This is a genomic window from Pseudomonas sp. NFPP02 (genome assembly GCF_900119355.1).
Taxonomy (GTDB): Bacteria; Pseudomonadota; Gammaproteobacteria; order Pseudomonadales; family Pseudomonadaceae; genus Aquipseudomonas; species Aquipseudomonas paracarnis.
The window spans coordinates 149,461-169,260 of the sequence record NZ_FPJI01000001.1 but is presented as its reverse complement, the minus strand read 5'-3'; the positions used below and the strand labels follow the sequence as shown (position 1 = coordinate 169,260).

Annotated in this window: 15 protein-coding genes; 4 read left to right on the top strand and 11 right to left on the bottom strand. The window is 61.5% G+C overall.

The features are described 5' to 3' along the window. Positions 1-251 precede the first annotated feature (251 nt). Genes BT204_RS00750 through BT204_RS00740 form a run of 3 tightly spaced genes read left to right on the top strand, consistent with a single transcriptional unit; the run spans position 252 to position 3,214 of the window. On the top strand, positions 252-2,357 hold the full coding sequence (locus BT204_RS00750) for a putative bifunctional diguanylate cyclase/phosphodiesterase (RefSeq protein ID WP_072445578.1): 2,106 nt from the start codon (positions 252-254) through the stop codon (positions 2,355-2,357). 42 nt (positions 2,358-2,399) lie between these two features. Then, a complete protein-coding gene (locus BT204_RS00745) occupies positions 2,400-2,900 on the top strand; it encodes a M48 metallopeptidase family protein (protein WP_034128904.1) in 501 nt (166 codons plus the stop codon). Positions 2,901-2,917: 17 nt separating this feature from the next. Further along, positions 2,918-3,214 carry a winged helix-turn-helix domain-containing protein gene (locus BT204_RS00740; protein ID WP_014720272.1) on the top strand — a complete coding sequence of 99 codons (297 nt, stop codon included), beginning with the start codon at positions 2,918-2,920 and terminating at the stop codon, positions 3,212-3,214. 88 nt (positions 3,215-3,302) lie between these two features. Here BT204_RS00740 and BT204_RS00735 read toward each other — a convergent pair whose 3' ends face one another. After that, positions 3,303-3,755 (bottom strand): GNAT family N-acetyltransferase, encoded by a 453-nt coding sequence (locus tag BT204_RS00735; RefSeq protein WP_054898182.1) that lies wholly within the window; start codon positions 3,753-3,755, stop codon positions 3,303-3,305. A 197-nt stretch (positions 3,756-3,952) separates the two neighbouring features. On the opposite strand from BT204_RS00735, the gene BT204_RS00730 reads away from it, so the two are divergent. Continuing rightward, positions 3,953-4,690, top strand: a complete 738-nt coding sequence (locus BT204_RS00730; RefSeq protein WP_034128902.1) for a substrate-binding periplasmic protein — start codon at positions 3,953-3,955, stop codon at positions 4,688-4,690. A 106-nt stretch (positions 4,691-4,796) separates the two neighbouring features. Here BT204_RS00730 and yccS read toward each other — a convergent pair whose 3' ends face one another. From yccS to betI, 10 genes are all read right to left on the bottom strand, one after another. Next, a complete protein-coding gene (gene yccS / locus BT204_RS00725; RefSeq protein WP_034128901.1) occupies positions 4,797-6,980 on the bottom strand; it encodes a YccS family putative transporter in 2,184 nt (727 codons plus the stop codon). A 207-nt stretch (positions 6,981-7,187) separates the two neighbouring features. Beyond that, on the bottom strand, positions 7,188-8,366 hold the full coding sequence (locus BT204_RS00720) for a BaiN/RdsA family NAD(P)/FAD-dependent oxidoreductase (RefSeq protein WP_034129071.1): 1,179 nt from the start codon (positions 8,364-8,366) through the stop codon (positions 7,188-7,190). A 145-nt stretch (positions 8,367-8,511) separates the two neighbouring features. Next, on the bottom strand, positions 8,512-9,849 hold the full coding sequence (dbpA, locus tag BT204_RS00715; RefSeq protein ID WP_229999345.1) for an ATP-dependent RNA helicase DbpA: 1,338 nt from the start codon (positions 9,847-9,849) through the stop codon (positions 8,512-8,514). A gap of 130 nt (positions 9,850-9,979) precedes the next feature. Then, complete coding sequence (gene mdtD, locus BT204_RS00710) at positions 9,980-11,407, bottom strand: multidrug transporter subunit MdtD (protein WP_034128900.1); 1,428 nt, start codon at positions 11,405-11,407, stop codon at positions 9,980-9,982. A 36-nt stretch (positions 11,408-11,443) separates the two neighbouring features. Further along, complete coding sequence (locus BT204_RS00705) at positions 11,444-12,334, bottom strand: alpha/beta fold hydrolase (RefSeq protein WP_072445577.1); 891 nt, start codon at positions 12,332-12,334, stop codon at positions 11,444-11,446. 264 nt (positions 12,335-12,598) lie between these two features. Continuing rightward, positions 12,599-13,915 (bottom strand): TldD/PmbA family protein, encoded by a 1,317-nt coding sequence (locus BT204_RS00700; RefSeq protein WP_072445576.1) that lies wholly within the window; start codon positions 13,913-13,915, stop codon positions 12,599-12,601. After that, complete coding sequence (locus BT204_RS00695; protein WP_019817459.1) at positions 13,915-15,357, bottom strand: TldD/PmbA family protein; 1,443 nt, start codon at positions 15,355-15,357, stop codon at positions 13,915-13,917. Before BT204_RS00695 ends, BT204_RS00700 begins: the two co-directional genes overlap by 1 nt. Before the next feature lie 219 nt (positions 15,358-15,576). Beyond that, positions 15,577-17,280 (bottom strand): choline dehydrogenase, encoded by a 1,704-nt coding sequence (gene betA, locus BT204_RS00690; RefSeq protein ID WP_054898187.1) that lies wholly within the window; start codon positions 17,278-17,280, stop codon positions 15,577-15,579. Positions 17,281-17,475: 195 nt separating this feature from the next. Next, a complete protein-coding gene (gene betB / locus BT204_RS00685; RefSeq protein WP_054922365.1) occupies positions 17,476-18,948 on the bottom strand; it encodes a betaine-aldehyde dehydrogenase in 1,473 nt (490 codons plus the stop codon). 110 nt (positions 18,949-19,058) lie between these two features. After that, positions 19,059-19,652 carry a transcriptional regulator BetI gene (gene betI / locus BT204_RS00680; protein WP_054898188.1) on the bottom strand — a complete coding sequence of 198 codons (594 nt, stop codon included), beginning with the start codon at positions 19,650-19,652 and terminating at the stop codon, positions 19,059-19,061. Positions 19,653-19,800 lie beyond the last annotated feature (148 nt).

Sequence of the window (19,800 nt, the reverse complement as noted above, 5' to 3'; positions counted from 1 at the left end):
AGGCCGTGCTGGTGAGATTGTTAAACAATTGCTGGCAATTTATTGGCGTCAGCTAAATGTCAAAAAGCCATGTCGCCCGTGAACCGCGGGCTACAGGGCCTTACCGTTAGTCGGCTTCCTGGCCTTTGGCACAATGAGGGCACCCACGTCACTTCTGCTTTTTTGGCCGCGCGGCTAGAGTGAGCCCTCAGTGTTTATCCGGCCTTGGTAGCAAAAGTGACCGGTGCAGCTCCCTAAGGAAGAGACGTAGCATGGATGGCGCTCCACAACACGACGATGCAATTTCGGTTCTGTTGGTGGTCGATGACTACCCGGAAAACCTCGTCAGCATGCGTGCGCTGTTGCAGCGTGACGACTGGCGGGTGATAACCGCCGCGTCTGGCCTGGAAGCCTTGGAGTTACTGCTGGCCCATGACGTCGACCTGGTGCTGCTGGACGTGCGCATGCCGGGCATGGACGGTTTCGAGGTGGCGCGCCTGATGCGTGGCAGCCAGCGTACGCGCATGACGCCGATTATCTTTCTGACGGCCACCGCCCATTCGCCCGACGCGGTGCTGGAAGGCTACGCCAGTGGGGCGATCGACTACCTGTTCAAGCCCTTTGACCCGCACATCCTCAAGCCCAAGGTGCAGGCGTTGCTCGAGCACCAGCGCAATCGCCGTGCCTTGCAGCGCCTGAGCCATGACCTGGAATTGGCCCGCGCTTTTAATGCCTCGGTGCTGGATAACGCCGCCGAGGGCATTCTGGTGGTGAGCGAAAACAGTGTGATCGAGTACGCCAACCCGGCCATTTCCCGGCTGTTGAATGCAACGATGGCTGAGTTGCAAGGCGAAAGTTTCCTCAGTTTCCTGCAAAAGCCCCATGTGCCAGCCTGGTTGGGCTTTCCCATGTACGAGGCGTATCGCCGGGGCGAGACGTGGCGCCAACACGATGCCATTTTGCGCACCGGTCGGGGCCAGCAAGTGCCGGTAGCGTTGTCCTGCGCGCCTTTGCCTGCGGAGCAGAAGGCAATGGTGGTGACGGTGCTGGACATGTCTGAAGTGCGTCACCTGCATCAGCAACTGGAATTCCAGGCCGTGACCGACCCGCTGACCGGGCTGCTGAACCGGCGCGGTTTCCATCAGGCGATGGAGAATACGTTGCTGCGCAGCGAACGTAGCGAGCAGGCGCTGGTATTGCTGTACCTGGACCTGGATGGCTTCAAGCGGGTCAACGATACGTTGGGCCATGACGCCGGGGATCGCGTGCTGCGTTGGGTTTCGGAGCAGATGCAAGCATGCCTGCGTTCCTACGACATTCTCGGGCGCATGGGTGGGGATGAATTCACCGCGTTGCTGGAGCTGGAGTTTCCCGAGCAGGCCGCGAAGATCGCGGAAAAGCTCATCGAGCGGGTATCGGTGTGCCAGCAGGTCGATGGTCTGGAGGTGATGCTTGGGGTCAGTATTGGCATCGCGACGTTCCCGGATTGCGGCTCGGACTTGAGCGGCCTGCTACGGGCCGCGGACATTGCCATGTACGAAGCCAAGCGCGCCGGCCGTCAGCAGTATCGTTACTACGACCAGGAAATGAACGGCCGCGCCCGCTCGCGGTTGATGCTGGAAGACAGTGTACGTACCGCCATCGCCAACAAGGATTTCACCTTGGTGTACCAGCCTCAGGTCTCTCTGGAAGACGGGCGTTTGCGCGGCGTCGAAGCGCTGTTGCGCTGGCAGCATCCCAGCGTCGGCGATGTGCCGCCTGGCCTGTTCTTGCCACTGCTGGAAGAGGCGCGGTTGATCAACCAGTTGAGTGCCTGGATCTACCAGCAAGTCGCCGCCCAGCGCCAGGCCTGGCAAGCCACCTTCGACCCCGAACTGGTGTTGAGCGTGAGCCTGAGCAGCAGCCAGTTCAACATGCCCAACCTGGCCAACCAACTGCAGCAGATGCTGGAGCGACATGGGTTACAGGCGCGACAACTGGAGGTGGAAATCGGCGAAGACTGCTTGATGAGCAATCTCGCCGAGTCCACCAAGCAACTCCAGTTACTGCGCCGGATAGGGGTGCGGATTGCCCTGGACGATTTTGGCTGCGGCCAGTGCTCCCTGGCCCATTTGCGCGACTTGGCGTTCGACACCCTCAAGCTCGACCCTCAACTGGTGGCCCGCCTGCCTGGCTCGGTGCGGGATGCGGCGATGGCGCGCAGCATCATCCAACTGTGTGAGCATTTTGGTGTGCTGGTGATCGCCGAAGGCGTGGAGACCCTTGAGCAAACCCAGTGGCTCAAGGCCAATGGCTGCGCCCATATCCAGGGGCCGTGGGCTGCGCTGCCGTTGATGGCCGAGGACGTTGCCGGCTGGTCGTACCCTCGCGCGCTTTGAATTCGCTACACTGGCGCCCGTCCCAATTGCGTTGCAGAGCCCATGACCGCGTTGAAATACCTCCAGGCATACCCCGCCGCGCTCCAGGAGCAAGTGCGCCAACTGATCGCCAAGGACCAGTTGGGGGCTTACCTGGACCAGCGTTACCCCGAACGCCATGCGGTGCAGAGCGACAAGGCCCTGTACGCCTATGCCCTGGCCTTGAAGCAGGAGCACCTGCGCAACGCGCCGTCTATCGACAAAGTGCTGTTCGACAACCGCCTGGACCTGACCCATCGTGCCTTGGGTTTACACACCACGATTTCCCGGGTGCAGGGCGGTAATCTCAAATCCAAGAAAGAGATCCGCATCGCTTCGCTGTTCAAGGAGGCGGCCCCGGAGTTTCTGCGCATGATCGTGGTGCACGAGCTGGCGCACTTCAAGGAATCGGACCACAACAAGGCGTTCTATAAACTCTGCCAATACATGATGCCGGGCTACCATCAGGTGGAATTCGACCTGCGTGTGTACCTCACCTGGCGCGATTTGCAGGGTAAGCCCTAACCCCAAGGCGACTGACCATGGATGTGAGCAAGACCAAAAGCAGCTTCTACCGCCGCCTGTACGTGGCGTACTTGATCGACAGCCAACTGGCCAGCAGCGTCCCGGCGCTGACCGAGGCCACCGGTATGCCTCGGCGTACCGCCCAGGACACCATTGCGGCGTTGGCCGACCTGGATATTGTGTGTGAGTTCGAGCAGGAGGACGGTGCGCGTCACCATGCCGGGCGCTATCGGATTCGGGACTGGGGGGCGATTGATCGGGGGTGGATCGAGGCTAATCTGGCGTCGATCAAGCAGGTGTTGGGCTATCCCTGAAGGTCGGCTTAGGCAGGACTGACGCTATCGCGGGCAAGCCCGGCTCCCACAGTCCAATGTGGGAGCTGGCTTGCCTGCGATGGCGCCCTCAGATGCGCCGCATACCAATATGTGGAATATCATCTTCCAGGTATTCCTCACCCGCCACCACAAACCCATATCGCCCGTAATACCCCTGCAAATGCGCCTGGGCCGAGAGAAAAATCGGCGTTTGCGGCCAGATATCCTCAATGCGCTCAAGCGCCTCCTCCATCATGTGATGCCCCAGCCCGGTGCCCCGTGCCGCTGGCGAAACGATGACGCGACCAATTACCACATCGCCGCCCTGGGACTCCGGGTCCAGCAGGCGCAGGTAAGCCAATAGCTCATTATCTTGCCAGGCCATCAGGTGATGGGTGTCACCCGCCAGGTCCTGCCCGTCGATGTCCTGATACGCGCATTTCTGCTCGACGACGAATACCTCGCTGCGCAAGCGCAGGACGGCATACAGCTGGTCCTTGCCCAAGTCGTCGTGATGTTTGCAAATCCAATCAACCGTCATGATGTGTGCTCTTGTAAAGACGTGCCTGGATAGTAAGCGCGGCGGGCGCTGCTGTCTAAAATTGGCAAATGTGTGAATGGCGTCAATTTGCCATCATTGAGTGCGTGCGCTGCTGGCTGCTTTGTGTAATCTGCAATGCAGGCTCATTGATGAGCTACTGTTATCAGGCCACCGCCTGCCCGCCAAGGACTTTGAGCATGCCGAGATTGACTCGTGCCGTTGCTTTGATCGCAGTGCTGCTGCTGGCCCAGCCGGTGCTGGCACAGCGTCTGCGTCTGGTGGCGGATGGCTGGCCGCCCTTCACCGATGCCACCTTGATCAATGGCGGTTTGGCCACGGATATCGTCAGCACGGCCCTGGCCCGTGCGGGGTACGCCAGTGACTTTGAGCAGGTGCCCTGGGCCCGTGCGCTCAAGGGCGTGGGCGATGGGCGCTACGATGTGCTGATCAACGCCTGGTACGACGAAGCCCGCACGCAGTTTGGCCAGTTTTCTGCTGAGTACCTGCTTAACCGTGTGCGCTTTCTCAAGCGCAGCGACGATGACATTGTTTATCACAGCCTGGCCCGACTGCACGACGAGACCATCGCCGTGGTACGCGGTTACGCTTACTCGGCGGCGTTCGATCAAGACTCCCAGCTACAGAAAGTACCCGTGCACAACTTCGCCATGGCGGTGCGCATGCTCGCTGCGCGGCGTGTGCGGTTGACGCTGGAGGACGAATACGTAGCGCGTTATTACCTGGCTCGGGAGTCGCCGCGGGTGCGCAATGCGGTGGCGTTTGTGGGCAAGCCGTTGAGCGAGAACAGCCTGCACATTCTGGTCAGTTTGAAGAACCCCGAGCACGCGCAGATTGTCGCCAGCTTTGATCGGGAGATTGCCAGGATGAAGGCTGATGGCAGTTATGCGCGCTTGATGAAGGCGCATGGGATGTAGCGTGCTTGTGGGCCTCATAGCGGGCAAGTCCGGCTCCCACATTTTGCCCGCATTCTTATGTTGGAACTCGGTCAAATGTGGGAGCTGGCTTGCCTGCGATAGCGGTCTAAGCCGCACCGGTATCCTTGATCAGATGCGCCGCCAACGTACGCAACGGCCCCAACTGCCGGCAGATCAACGCCAACTGCGTCTGCACCAACCGCTGCGCCTCATCGATCTCATCGGGCATTTGCTCCAGCTCTGCCGCCAACCCTTCCTCGGCATCACTCTGGATCGCAATCGACTGTTTGTTGGCCAGGCCCGTGGCAATCTCATCGATGCTCGCCGCCAGGCTGTTGCCCGCGCCTTCGATCAAGTGCTCGCGCACGTCGGCCGGTAACTGAGTATCGCGGTGCGCACCCAACCCCGACAAATAGCTGAGCAAGGTGTGAGACAGCACCAGGAACCGAAAACCCACGTCGGCTTCCTTACGAAAGTGCCCCGGCTCCATCAGCATATTGGCCAGGGTGGTGGACAACGCGGCGTCGGCGTTGTGCGCGTTGCGGCGGGCCAGGCGGTAAGCCAGGTCGTCGCTCTTGCCGGCGGCGTATTGCTGCATGATCTGGCGCAGGTAGATGCTGTTGCAGGTCAGGGTGTTGGCCAGCACTTTGTTCAAGCGCCGGCCTTGCCAGTCCGGCAGGAACAGGAATACCGCCAGGCCAGCGATCAGGCTGCCGAGCAAGGTATCGAACAGGCGTGGCAGGAACAGCCCGTAGCCATCACCCACCTGGTTGAAGCAGAACAGCACCATCAGCGTGATCGCCGCCGTCGCCAGGGTGTAGCGGGTGGTGCGGTTGATAAAGAACACCAGGCCCGCGGCGATAGCGAACATCGACTGCACCACCGGGTTGGGGAACAGATCGAACAGCGCCCAGGCCACGGTGAGGCCGATGGCGGTGCCGATAATCCGCTGGCCGAGCTTGCGCCGGGTAGCGCCGTAGCTCGGTTGGCAGACGAACAGGGTGGTGAGGATGATCCAGTAACCCTGGGACGCGTGGATAGCGTGCAGGGTGGCGTAGCCGACGGTCAACGCCAGGGACAGGCGCAGGGCGTGGCGAAACAGCAGCGAGGTGGGTGTGAGTTGGGTGCGCAGGCGCGTCCACATTTCCTTGAGGTTGCGCGGGGCGCGGTCCAACAGGTTACTGTCGGTGGCGTCCGCCAGGGCATCGGGATTGCTGGCGTCGCCCAGCAGGCGGTCGAGTGTGGACAGGTTGGCCGCCAAGGCGCGCAATGAACGCAGCAGGCCGCGCCAGGCCGGGTTGCTCTGGATGCGCAGATGCTCCAGGGACGCGTTGAGGTCGCCCAGGGCCTGGGCAAAACTGTCGTCATAGATGAACGGTTGGCGCAGTTGGATCGACTCGGCCAGGGTCTGGCAGGCCTTGCCTTGCTGGCGCAGCAAGCGCTGGCAGCGAAACAGCACATCGCTATGGAAGAAGGCTTCAGTGAGGGCGTTGTAGGGGTAGTGGGAGGAACTGGCGCGCTCGTGGATGTCCTGGGCCAGGAAGTACAGTTTCAGGTAGCGGCTGACCTTCGACCCCGGTCGCCCATTGCCGACGCGGTGCAGGATGATTTCCTTCGCGGCATTCAGCGCAGCCACTACCCGGCCATTTTGCTGGGCCAATTCCAGGCGCCGCGCTTCCACGTCCAGCTGCCGGATCGGTTCGAACAACGATGACTTGAGCTTGAGGTAACGCCCCAGCTCGCGGAACAATCGCGCCAGGCTCTGCTGCACCGGCTGGTTGGAAAACAGCGCCTGCCATAGTACGGACAACACACCGTACCAGGCGGCACCGGCCACCAGCAGCAGCGGCTCATGCCAGAAATCCGTGACGGCGCCACCGCGCTGGTCCACGCCGATCATGGTGTAGACCGACAGAATCAAGGTGGCCGAAGCAATCGCGCCATAGCGTTCGCCCAGTGCGCCGAGCATGGTCAGGCCGAAACTGGCCAGGGCCAGGGCGATGGCAAATATCCAGGGGTAAGGGAACAGCAGCTCCACCGACAGCGCGGCAATGCTGAAACACACCAGTGTCACCGCCAGCGCGTTGAGGCGGCCTTGCCAGCTGTCATCCGTCTCGGCCAGGGCGCTGGCGATAATCCCCAGGAAGAGCGGGATCAGCAGCGTCATTTCATCCTGGTACCAACACAACGCCATGCTGCCGGTGAGGGCGATGAACACCCGTACGCTGTAGCTGAATTTATCCAGCGCCCACAGGCGCCGCATGGACTGCTTGAACGAGGTCGATGACATGAAGTCTGGAGTCTTCCGGGACGTTGTCGCTAAATTGAGCCAGTAATGACGCCACGGCAAGCGTAGCGATCACATCGGACAGCAAAATTTTCAGTATCACTGCAAAACCAATGTGGGAGCGGGCATGCCTGCGATAACGATGTGGGATTCACTGCCGCTATCGCAGGCAAGCCAGCTCCCACAGGGGATTGCATCTCAAGGTGCACGTCAGGCGTATTGCGCGGCCGCGTAGCCCGAGGCCCACGCCCACTGGAAGTTGAACCCGCCCAGGTGGCCGGTCACGTCCAGCACTTCGCCGATAAAGTACAGGCCGGGGCTTTTCAGCGATTCCATGGTCTTGGAGGACACTTCCCGCGTATCCACCCCGCCCAATGTTACCTCGGCGGTGCGATAACCCTCGGTGCCGGCCGGTACCAGTTGCCAGCTCCCCAGCTTTTGCGCGATATCGGCAATTTCAGCGTGGGTGTACTGCTTCATAGGCTTGGATTCGAACCAGCTTTGGGCCAGCAGGTTGGCCATCTTCTTGGTGAAGATCTCACCCAACAGGGTTTTCAATTCGCTGTTGGGGTGTTCGGCCTGTTGCTGTTGCAGCCAGGCATGGGCGTCGTGGTCGGGCAGCAGGTTGATTTCTACCGTGTCGCCGGAGTGCCAATACGAGGAAATCTGCAAAATCGCCGGCCCGCTCAGGCCGCGATGGGTGAACAGGATATTCTCGCGAAAGCTCTGGCCGTTGCAGCTCACCAGGCAGTCGACCGAGGTGCCGGACAACTCGCCGCACAACTCCTTGAGCTGGTCGGTGATGGTGAACGGCACCAGCCCGGCGCGGGTCGGCAGCAGTTCATGGCCGAATTGCCTGGCCACTTGGTAGCCGAAACCGGTGGCGCCCAGCGTCGGGATCGACAAACCGCCCGTGGCGATCACCAGGGATTCACAGCGCAGCTCACCCAAGGTGGTTTGCAGTTGATAGCCGCTTTCGAGCTTGGCGATTGCCTCGATGGAAGTGTCCAGGTGCAGGCTCACGCCGGTCTGGATGCACTCGTCGAGCAGCATGCCGAGGATGTCGCTGGACTTGTTGTCGCAGAACAGCTGGCCGAGTTTCTTCTCGTGGTACGGCACGCCGTGCTTGGCCACCAGCCCGATGAAATCCCACTGGGTATAGCGGGCCAGGGCGGATTTGCAGAAGTGCGCGTTGTGCGAGAGGAAGTTGGCCGGCTCGGTGTACATGTTGGTGAAGTTGCAGCGGCCGCCACCGGACATCAGGATTTTCTTGCCGGCCTTGTTGGCGTGGTCGATCAACATCACCTTGCGCCCACGCCCGGCGGCGGTCAGCGCGCACATCAAGCCTGCGGCGCCGGCGCCAATGATCACAACTTCGGTCGAGCGCACAGCCATGTCCTCACAAAACTATTGATTTGAAATGCAATCAACACTGTGGGAGCTGGCTTGCCTGCGATGGCGGTAGTGGATTCACCGTCGCTATCGCAGGCAAGCCAGCTCCCACAGTGATTCGGTCCTTGCAGTCACTATGTTGTTACAGGATCCGCACGCGCAGCGAACGACCTTTGATCTTGCCGTCATTCAAACGCTGCAACGCCTGCTTGGCGATGCCGCGTTCCACGGCCACGAAAGCCTGGAAGTCAAAGATCGCGATCTTGCCGACCTGGGCACCCGGAATGCCGGCTTCACCGGTCAATGCACCGAGGATGTCGCCTGGGCGAACCTTGTCTTTACGCCCGGCGGCGATGCACAGGGTGCTCATCTGCGGCAGCAACGGGCCACCGCTTTGCGGCTTGAGGTTGTCCAGTTGGTCCCAATTCAGCGGCGACTTCTGCAGTTGCTCGATGGCCTGGGCGCGGTGGGCTTCGGACGGCGCCACCAGGCTGATGGCGATGCCGGTCTCACCGGCACGGCCGGTACGGCCTACACGGTGGATGTGAATTTCCGAGTCGCGGGCCAGTTCGACGTTGATCACCATGTCCAGGGCGTCGATGTCCAGGCCTCGGGCGGCGACGTCGGTGGCCACCAGCACCGAGGTGCTGCGGTTGGCAAACATCGCCAGTACCTGGTCACGGTCGCGCTGTTCCAGGTCACCATGCAGGCCAACGGCGGAAATGCCTTTGGAGGTCAGGTGGTCGACGGTTTCCTGCACTTGCTGCTTGGTAAAGCAGAACGCCACGCAGGAGGCCGGGCGGAAGTGCGCCAGCACCTTGGTCACGGCGTCCATGCGCTCTTCCGGGGAGATCTCGTAGAAGCGTTGTTCGATCTGGTCGTCGGAGTGGAACGCTTCGGCTTTCACTTGCTGAGGCGCACGCATGAACTTGGAGGCCAGTTGCTTGATGCTCACCGGGTAAGTGGCCGAGAACAGCAGGGTCTGGCGGCGCGGTGGGGTCTTGCTGATGATGTCTTCGATGGCGTCGTAGAAGCCCATGTCGAGCATGCGGTCGGCTTCGTCGAGGATCAGGGTGTTCAAGCCGTCCAGCACCAGCGAACCTTTACGCAGGTGCTGCTGGATGCGGCCCGGGGTACCGACGATGACGTGGGCGCCGTGCTCCAGGGAAGCAATCTGTGGGCCGAGGGACACGCCGCCGCACAGGGTCAGCACCTTGATGTTGTCTTCGGCACGGGCCAGGCGACGGATTTCCTTGGCGACCTGGTCGGCCAGTTCGCGGGTCGGGCACATCACCAGCGCCTGGCACCCGAAGTAGCGCGGGTTGATCGGGTTCAGCAGGCCGATGCCGAATGCGGCAGTCTTGCCGCTGCCGGTCTTGGCCTGGGCAATGAGGTCCAGCCCTTTGAGGATCACCGGCAAGCTTTGCGCCTGGATCTGCGTCATCTCGACGTAACCCAGCGAGTCGAGGTTAGCCAGCATGGCGGCGGACAGGGGCAAAGTATTAAAAGCGGTGGCGATGGTAGTCACGGGACTGGCTCTGCAAAACAAAATGTCGCGCAGTGTACCAGCCTCGTGGGATTTTCCCCGCAAGTTCTCGACGAGACGCCCGTTAGTGCTCGATATCGTGCTCGCGGCTGACCACCCGTTTGCCGTCCTTGGGCGACAGTTGCAGGAAGATCGCCGCCGCCAGCATCGCCATGAGGCCCACGGTGAGGAAGGTCAGTTGGAAGGCGCCCAGCACGGTATTGACCCCGTCATTGCCGGCTTCGGCGGTAAAGCCGCCGAGCAATGCACCGGCACAGGCCACGCCCAGGCTCAGGGACAATTGCGCCACCACCGACAGCAAACTGTTGCCACTGCTGGCCTGGGCGTCGTCGAGGTCGATCAGGGTGACAGTGTTCATGGCGGTAAATTGCAGGGAGTTGATGGCCCCCAGTACCGCCAGCATGGCCAACAGCAGCGGGTAGGGCGTTTGTTCGCTGACCAGGCCCATGCTCGCCAGCATCAGGCCCAGGGCCAGGGTGTTGCCGGTCAGGACGATGCGGTAGCCGAGGCGCTCGATAAGCGGGCGTGCGATGGACTTGGCGAACATCGCCGCCGCCGCCAGTGGCAACATGCTCATGCCGGCTTCCGACGGCGAATAGCCCAGCGCCACCTGCAGCAGCAGCGGTACCAGGAACGGCAATGCGCCGCTGCCCAGGCGCGCAAACAGATTGCCCAGAATCCCCACGGCAAAGGTGCGCGTCTTGAACAGCACCGGCGAGAACAGCGGGTTATCGATATGCCCGGCGCGCAGCCAGTACGCCGCCAGGCAGGCAAACCCGCCGAACAGCAGCAATATCACGCGCAGATGCGGCAGGTGCAGTTCGCCCAGGCCTTCCATGGCGATGGTGATCAGCACCATCGCCGCGCCGAACAGCAGAAAGCCCAGGCCGTCGAAGCGCGTGCGCTCGCTGCCGCGCAGGTCGGGGATGAATTTCCACACGGCGTAGCAGCCGATCATGCCCACCGGCAGGTTGATCAGGAAGATCCAGTGCCAGGTCAGGTATTGCACCATCCAGCCGCCCATTGTCGGGCCAAGCAAGGGGCCGAGCAGGCCTGGAATAGTGATGAAGCCCATGATCCGCACAAGCTCGGAGCGTGGATAAGCCCGTAGTACCACTAGGCGCCCGACCGGCAGCATCAGCGCACCGCCCAGGCCCTGGATCACCCGTGCGCCCACCAGCATGCTCAAGCTACTGGACAGCGCACACAGCAGCGACCCGATGCTGAACAGCATGATCGCGCCAAAGAAAATCTTCTTGGTGCCAAAGCGGTCAGCGATCCAGCCCGACGCCGGAATCAGCAAGGCAACGGTGAGCATGTAGGCGATCACCACGCCTTGCATGCGCAGCGGGTTTTCCGCGAGGTCCTGCGCCATGGCCGGTAGCGCGGTGTTGAGAATCGTCCCGTCCAGCGACTGCATGAAGAAGGCAATCGCTACCACCCAGGGGAGCCAGCGGGCGGTCTTGGCATCGAGAGGGGCACGATTCGGCATGGGATCCCTTTTAATTAGCAGGCTATGTGTTGGCGATTATGCGCCATCCGTCGCCGCTTTTCCCACTGGCGGTTCGTCTATATCTGACAATGTCACATGCTCGCCCACCAGGAAATCCAGCAACGCCCGATGCACTGCCAGCGCGGCTTCGCGGGACTCCAGGTCCAGCAGATGGCCGGTGTGTTCGGCCACCGCAAAGCTGCTGCGGCCTACGTAGTGTTTGAACAGCTGGGCTTCGTCGGCCGGCGTGTATTCGTCCAGCGCGCCGTTGAGAAAGTGCACCGGTGTTTCAATCTGCCGCAGCGCCGGCAAGTAGTTGCCATCGCCCAAGCCCAGCACCTGATGGATATGAAAGCGCGCCTGGCGGTATTCGGTGGTGGCCATGGTCGACAGGTGTCGATGGTTATTGCGCTTGAGGCGCGGCGACAGGTATTTGCCAACCGTTTCGTTGAGCAGATGGCCGACCGCCGACTTGTCATCGGCCTCGATCAGCACACGCACGTGCTCGACATATTCCAGCATCGCCTGGTTGAGGTTGGGCGCCAGGGCCATCACCACCGAGCTTTCGATGGAGGGCGGGTTGTGCGCCAGGGTCAACAGCGTGGAGATGCCGCCCCATGAGGCCGAAACCAGATGGCTGACCGCAAAGCGCGCTACCAAGGCACGCAGGATTTGCACCTCGTCGTCCTTGGTGACCAGGTCGAGTTCGGTGTTGTGCTCGCGTGACAAGCCAGAGAAGGGCAAGTCGAACAGCAGCACATTGAAGTGCTCGGCCAGGCATTTGCTGGTGCGGGCAAAGGAGCGCGTGGTGGACAACGCGCCATTGACCATCAGTACGGTTTTTCTATGCGGGTCGTTACCCAGTTGCTCTACGTGAACGTTGTAGTGCTTGTACAGTTTTTCTATGACGAAACTTCCATGGTTCATGTCAACGCTCCAGCTTGCCTTTCCCGGGCAAGGTTATGCTCTCGTGGGCAGGGGTGGCGAGAAGCCATTAACCGTTATAACGAGGAATAAGCAGAGCGACAACATGCCGAACGGCCAAAGTAGGCGGGATAGAAGTTTCGTCGCAGCGCAGGTTATTGAACTGTAGGAGCGAGCTTGCTCGCGAAAAACGACAACGATAACGCAGCGCTGACAGCCAGCCCGCGGTGTCTGTACGTTCTTCGCGAGCAAGCTCGCTCCTACAGTTTATAAAGTCAGCGTCAAACGGTTTACCAAAGCGCCTGGCAACAGGTTGGAAGCGGTGTTGCGCTGGTCATAGGTACTGGCCGACAACAGCAGCTCCCGATCAGCGGTCAGCGCTTCCAATTGCGAACCGAGCAACTGATAGACACTGTCATCAAAGCGCATGGTGCTGACCGGCGCCTTGATCTCGCCGTTTTCCACCCAGAAGGTCGCAAAGCGCGTCATGCCGGTCAGGCGCGCTGCCGGCAGGTCGGAGTAGTTCAGGTACCAGAGGTTGCTGATATACAGACCGGTGCCCAACTGCTTGAGAATATCGGCCTGGGCCAGGCTGCCGGCCGCCATTTGCAGGGCGCTGGGCGACTCGTCGCTGCTGGCGCCGTTGGTGCTCAAGCCGTATTCGGCGGCGCTGCGCGAGTTGACCAACTGGCCCTCGGCTTTGCCTGCGTTGATCAGGGTGACATCCTCACGCGGGTAGCCTTCAGTGGAAAACGCCTGGCTCAGGGAGCCGCTGATCTGCTCATCCACCGTCACCAGCGGGCTCAATGACTGATCACCCGCGTACAGGCGTTGCAACGAACTGCCTTTGCTCGCGATGGCCTGGGCCGAAAAACCACCCCAGGTGATGATGCTGATGATTTCTTCCAGCGCTGCCGGCGCCAGGTAGGCGCGGTACTGGCCTGGCGCCAGGTTGTGCAGCGGGCGACCGAGAAACGCCAGTTGCTCACGGGCCTGTTGGAAACGGGCGGCGAATTCGGCGCTGTTCCAGGTGTGCCCGGCGTAGCTGGCTTTTACCGCTTCGCCATTGGCGTGGAACAGGCTGAAGTCGAAATTGAAGCTGTTAGCCCGGTGCCAGCCGAACGCCCCCGATGAGCTGGCGAAACCACGGCTGATCGGGCCGGCGGCGTAGAAGCCAACCAGGTCCACGCCATCGGCGGCCTGGCTGATGTTGTCCAGCACTTGGGCCAGTTCCGGCAGCGGGCGCAGCTGTTCGTTATGGCTGTGCCAGGCGTCGGGGTTCAGCAGCAGGTACGGGTCAGGCGGCAACAGCGGCAAGGTCTCGCGCAGTTGTTGCAGGCCATTCGCCAGGCGCTGGCGATCCAACTGCGCCTCGCCGGACAGGGTGATACCCAGGTCGGCGTGGCGCCCATCGTTGATCAGCTTGAGGTTCAGGCTGGCCTGCTGTACCTGGCCCGCCTGGCGTACCTGCGCGTGGTTGAAGCGCACGAACTCGGACGCTTCATCCGCGTAGCCGAGTTGAAAGTGTTCTTGAGCGGTGACCGCCTGCTTGAGCCAATCCACCAGAGCCTTGAAGTGGTTCATCAGGCATCTCCCCCAAATACATCGACATTGCTGAATACACAGGCCGGCGACGCATGGCCGACACGGATCACCTGGTTGGGTTCGCCCTTGCCGCAGTTCGGCGTACCCAAGACCTTGAAGGTGCTGGCGTCGCCCACCGCGCTGAGCTTGCGCCAGAACTGCGCGGAAATCGCCCGGTAGTTGGGGTTCTTCACCACGCCCTTGAGTTCGCCGTTTTCGATCAACTGGCCCCACTCGCAGCCGAACTGGAACTTGTTGCGCGCATCGTCGATGGACCACGAACGGTTGGTCGACATCAGGATGCCGCTCTCAATGCCGCCCACCAATTGCGCGAGGCTTTTATCCCCAGGCTCGATATTCAGGTTGGCCATGCGGTCGATGGGCGCACGGTTCCAGCCGCAAGCGCGGCTGTTGGCGACGCCTGGCAGGTTGGCGCGAAATTGCGATAAGGCCCCGCCCAAGGGCTTGAGCAGCAGGCCTTCGCGAATCAGAAATTGCTTGCTGGCAGGCGTGCCGTCGTCGTCATGAGCGTAACTGGCAAGCTGTTCGGGGATGTCCGGGTCGAAGGTGACGTTGAGCAGCGGTGAGCCATATTGCAGGTGGCCGAAGTCGCTGGCTTTCACAAAACTGGTGCCGGCGTAATTGCGCTCGTCCCCAAGGATGCGATCCAGTTCCAGCGGATGGCCGATCGACTCGTGGATCTGCAGGATCATTTGGTCGGGCATCAGCAGCAGGTCACGCGGGCCGTGGGGCGTATTCGGTGCGAGCAGCAATTGCAGGGCTTCGTCGGCCACCTTGCGGGCGGCGCCCACCAGGCCAAAACGCTGGATCACCCCGGCACTGCCTTGCTGGCCGAAGTTGGTACCGCCCAGGGTACGGGTCTGGCTGTCGTTGCCGTCGAAGGCGGTCACACTCAGGCCCGGAAAGACAAAGCGCTGGGCCTGACGCAATTGCGCGCCAGCGCTGTTGAGATAGATCTGTTCAACCCGCGTGGTCCCCAGGCTGACCTCCCAGCTCACCAGGCGCTCATCCTTGGGCACGGCGGCGGACTCATCGCCGAGCAATTGGTAGCAGTCGCTCAGGGATGGGAAGGGCTGGTCGAGGTCGGGCGACAGGTAGTCGGCGACGTCGCTGGACACTGGCTGCTGGTGCAGGTCGAGCAGGGCGTGGGGCTTGATCAACCGGGCTTGCTGTTCAGCGCGCTCAAGGGCGGCTTGCAGGCCGGCAAGGGAAATATCGTTGGTCGCGGCGTAGGCTTCCACGCCGTTGAGACGCACGGTAAGCATGGCGCCTTCGTCATGGCCCAGGTGAGGCGGCTCGGCGACGTTCTTGCGTACTGACAGGTACTGACCGGATTCGCGCACGTAGCGCAGGGAGAAAAATTCGGCGGTGGTGCGCAGGGCACCGAAGTGTTTCTTGAGCGTGGCGTGGTGTTCGAACATGGGGCCTTCCTTGTGGGCGGCTCGGCGCGGGCAGGCGAACAGAGTAGGCCTGGGCGGGGAGCTGATCAAGGGAGGTTTTGTTGTGTGATCGTTCCCACGCTCTGCGTGGGAATGCCACCCTGGACGCTCTGCGTCCGCTCTTGAACGGCGTGACGCAGAGCATCACAGGATGCGTTCCCACGCGGAGCGTGGGAACGATCAATCACTGGGGTGTTTCGGTTACTGCGCCAATGGCCCTACTTCACGCATAGGCTTGCCACGCACCGGCGCATCGCCTGCTACGTAGTAGTCAGCGGTGCTGCGCGGCAGTGGCTTGCGGCCACGGATCTTGTCGGCGATTTTCTCGGCGATCATGATCGTTGGCGCGTTCAGGTTGCCGGTGGTGATGATCGGCATGATCGAGGCATCGACCACACGCAAGCCCTGCATGCCATGCACGCGGCCTTCGCCATCGACTACGGCCATCTCGTCGGTGCCCATCTTGCACGAGCAGGACGGGTGGAACGCGGTCTCGGCGTGCTCGCGGATGAACTTGTCCAACTGTTCATCGGTTTGCACTTCAATGCCGGGGCTGATTTCGCGGCCACGGTACGGGTCCAGTGCCGGCTGCTGCATGATTTCACGGGTCAGGCGGATGCCATCGCGGAACTCCTGCCAGTCCTGCTCGGTGGCCATGTAGTTGAAGAGGATGCTCGGGTAGTCCCGTGGGTTCTTCGACTTCAGCTGGATACGGCCACGGCTTGGCGAACGCATGGAGCCCATGTGCGCCTGGAAACCGTGCTCTTTCACACCGTTGCTGCCGTTGTAGTTAATCGCCACCGGCAGGAAGTGGTACTGGATGTTTGGCCACTCGAACTCTTCACGGGTACGGATAAAACCGCCCGCTTCGAACTGGTTGCTGGCGCCGATGCCGGTGCCGTTGAACAGCCATTCGGCACCAATGGCCGGCTGGTTGTACCAGAGCAGCGAGGGGTACAGCGACACTGGCTGGGTGCACGCGTATTGCAGGTACAGCTCAAGGTGGTCCTGCAGGTTTTCACCCACGCCAGGCAGGTCGTGGACCACCGGGATGTCGAGGCTTTCCAGCAGTTTGGCCGGGCCGACACCGGAGCGTTGCAGCAGTTGCGGCGAAGCGATTGCGCCACTGCACACCAGCACTTCTTTGCGCGCACGAGCTTCAACGCGCTCTTCGGCGGCGCCGATCAGGTAACGCACGCCCACTGCACGCTTGCCTTCGAACAGCACTTTGTCGGTGAGGGCATGGGTGACGATGGTCAGGGTCGAACGCTTTTTAGCCGTGTCCAGGTAACCGCGTGCGGTGCTGGCGCGACGGCCGTTCGGCGTGACGGTACGGTCCATCGGGCCGAAGCCTTCTTGCTGGTAGCCGTTCAAATCTTCGGTACGTGGGTAACCGGCCTGTACGCCCGCTTCAACCATGGCGTGGAACAGCGGGTTGTTGCCCGCTTTCGGCGTGGTCACGCTGACCGGGCCGTCGCCACCGTGCCAATCGTTGGGGCCGATGTCGCGGGTTTCGGCTTTGCGGAAATACGGCAGGCAGTCCAGATAGGTCCAGTCTTCCAGGCCCGGCAGCTTCGACCAGTTGTCGTAGTCCATGGCGTTGCCGCGGATGTAGCACATGCCGTTGATCAGGGAAGAACCACCCAGGCCCTTGCCGCGCCCGCATTCCATCCGGCGGCCGTCCATGTGTGGCTCTGGATCGGTTTCGTAGGCCCAGTTGTAGCGGCGGCCTTGCAGCGGGAAAGCCAGGGCGGCTGGCATCTGGGTGCGGAAGTCGAGGCGGTAGTCCGGGCCACCGGCCTCCAGCAGCAAAACAGTGACGCCTTCGTCTTCGGTCAGACGGGTCGCCAGGGTGTTACCGGCAGAGCCGGCACCCACAATGATGTAATCGTATTCTTGGGACATGAATGTACCCTCGTAAAAATGGGTTCAGGCTGCTTTTGTGGCGAGGGAGCTTGCTCCCGTTCGACTGCGCAGCAGTCGCAAAATCAGCGCTCGAGTTCTGTCTGAAAGAACTACTGGGTCTGGGATGGGGCTGCTTCGCAGCCCAGCGGGAGCAAGCTCCCTCGCCACAGAGGAGCATTCCAGGCCCATAAGGTGTTAGAACACCGAGGCGTAATCGCCCAACTCAACCTGTACCGATTTGATGCGCGTGAAGTTGTTCAGCGAGCTGATCCCGTTCTCACGGCCCACACCCGACTGCTTGTAGCCGCCAACCGGCATCTTCGCGTCGGACTCGCCCCAGGCGTTGATCCAGCAGATACCGGCTTCCAACTGATGAATCACGCGGTGGGCGCGGTTCAGGTCCTTGGTCACCAGGCCAGCGGCCAGGCCGAAGTCGGTGTCGTTGGCACGGCGGATCACTTCTTCTTCGGTCTCGTAGGTGAGGATGCTCATCACCGGGCCGAAGATTTCTTCACGCACGATCACCATGTCATCGGTGCAGTCGGTGAACACGGTCGGGGCCACGAAGGCGCCTTTGGCGAAGTCACCCTCGGTCAGGCGGTCGCCGCCGCACAGCAGGCGGGCGCCTTGCTCTTTGCCTTTGGCGATGTAGCCCAGCACGCTTTCCATGTGGGCAAAGCTGACCAGCGGGCCGAAGTTGGTGTTTTCGTCTTCCGGGTTGCCGATGCGAATACGCGCCACACGCTCGACGATCTTGGCTTCGAACGCGGCTTGCAGGTGCTTGGGCACGAACACGCGGGTGCCGTTGGTGCAGACCTGACCGGAGCTGTAGAAGTTGGCCATCATGGCGGTGTCGGCGGCGCGGTCGAGGTCGGCGTCATCGAAAATGATCAGCGGGGACTTGCCGCCCAGCTCCATGGTCACGTCCTTGAGCGAGGAGCTCGACGCGCTGGCCATGACTTTCTTGCCGGTGTCGGTGCCGCCGGTGAAGGAGACTTTCTCAATGCGCGGGTGCTCGGTCAGCCAGGTGCCGACTTCACGGCCGCTGCCGGTCAGTACGTTGAACACGCCCGCTGGAACGCCAGCCTCGGTGTAGATCTCGGCCAGTTTCAGGGTGGTCAGCGAGGTGACTTCGCTTGGCTTGAAGATCATCGCGTTACCGGCAGCCAGGGCCGGTGCGGATTTCCACAGGGCGATCTGGATCGGGTAGTTCCACGCGCCGATACCGGCAACCACGCCCAGCGGCTCGCGGCGGGTGTAGACAAACGAGGTGTCGCGCAGTGGGATCTGCTCGCCTTCGATGGCAGGTACCAGGCCGGCGTAGTATTCCAGCACGTCAGCGCCGGTGACGATGTCGACGTACTTGGTTTCGGAGAAGGCTTTACCGGTGTCCAGGGTTTCCAGGGCGGCCAGTTCATCGTTGCGCTCGCGCAGGATGTCCACGGCACGGCGCAGGATGCGCGAACGTTCCATGGCGGTCATGGCGGCCCAGATTTTCTGGCCTTTTTCAGCGCTGGCCACGGCACGTTCAACGTCGTCTTTGGTGGCGCGTTGCACTTGGGCGAGAACTTCACCGTTAGCCGGGTTGATGGCTTCGAAGGTGGCATCGCTGCCAGCGTCGCTGTAGCCGCCGTCAATGTAGAGTTTTTGCAGGTCGAAACGGGCCATAAAGTCCTCGCAAGTGCATAAGTGGTTGGCGTTACCCGCCGAACAGTGGGCCATGGGGGTGTGGCAACACTGAGCGGCGGACGTTCAGGGGTTGAGCATTTATAAGGGCTCTAACTCACCTGCTTGGCCAATTGGAAATCCATGTATTCGTAAGCGATCCGTTGCGCCTGCTCCGTGTCGAAAGCGTCTCCCGACAGGGCGCCGCGCAACCACAAACCGTCGATCAAAGCCGCCAGCCCGCGGGCTGCGCTGCGTGCCTCGGGTAACGGCATCGCACGGCGGAACTGGCAACACAGGTTGGAATACAGACGGTGATCGTTGATCCGCTGCAACCTGTGCAATGACGGGTGGTGCATGCTGGTGGCCCAGAAGGCCAGCCAGGTTTTCATTGCCGGGCCGTTGACCTGGCTGGCGTCGAAGTTGCCTTCGATGATCACCTGAAGGTGCGCCCGTGGGCTGTCATCCTTCAAGGCACGCCTGCGTTCTTGCACGTTCTCGATCAGCGCATTCATCAGGTAGCGCATCGTCGCTGCGATCAGGCCGTTCTTGTCCTGAAAGTAGTGGCTGATGATGCCGTTCGAGACGCCGGCCAGACGGGCGATCAGCGCAATGCTGGCATCTCCCATCCCGACCCGATCGATGGCCGTCAACGTGGCTTCGATCAACTGCTGGCGGCGTATGGGTTGCATACCGACCTTGGGCATGTAGCACCTCTCCTTAGGCCTGCCGATGGGCGATCCACGTCCGTCGGCTTGAGGGCCAGTCTATTTTGTTTTGATTGAACGTTCAATCAACAAAGAATAAGATCTGCGACAAATGGTCGCTGCCTACAGATGTTTCCTACCTGCGAGC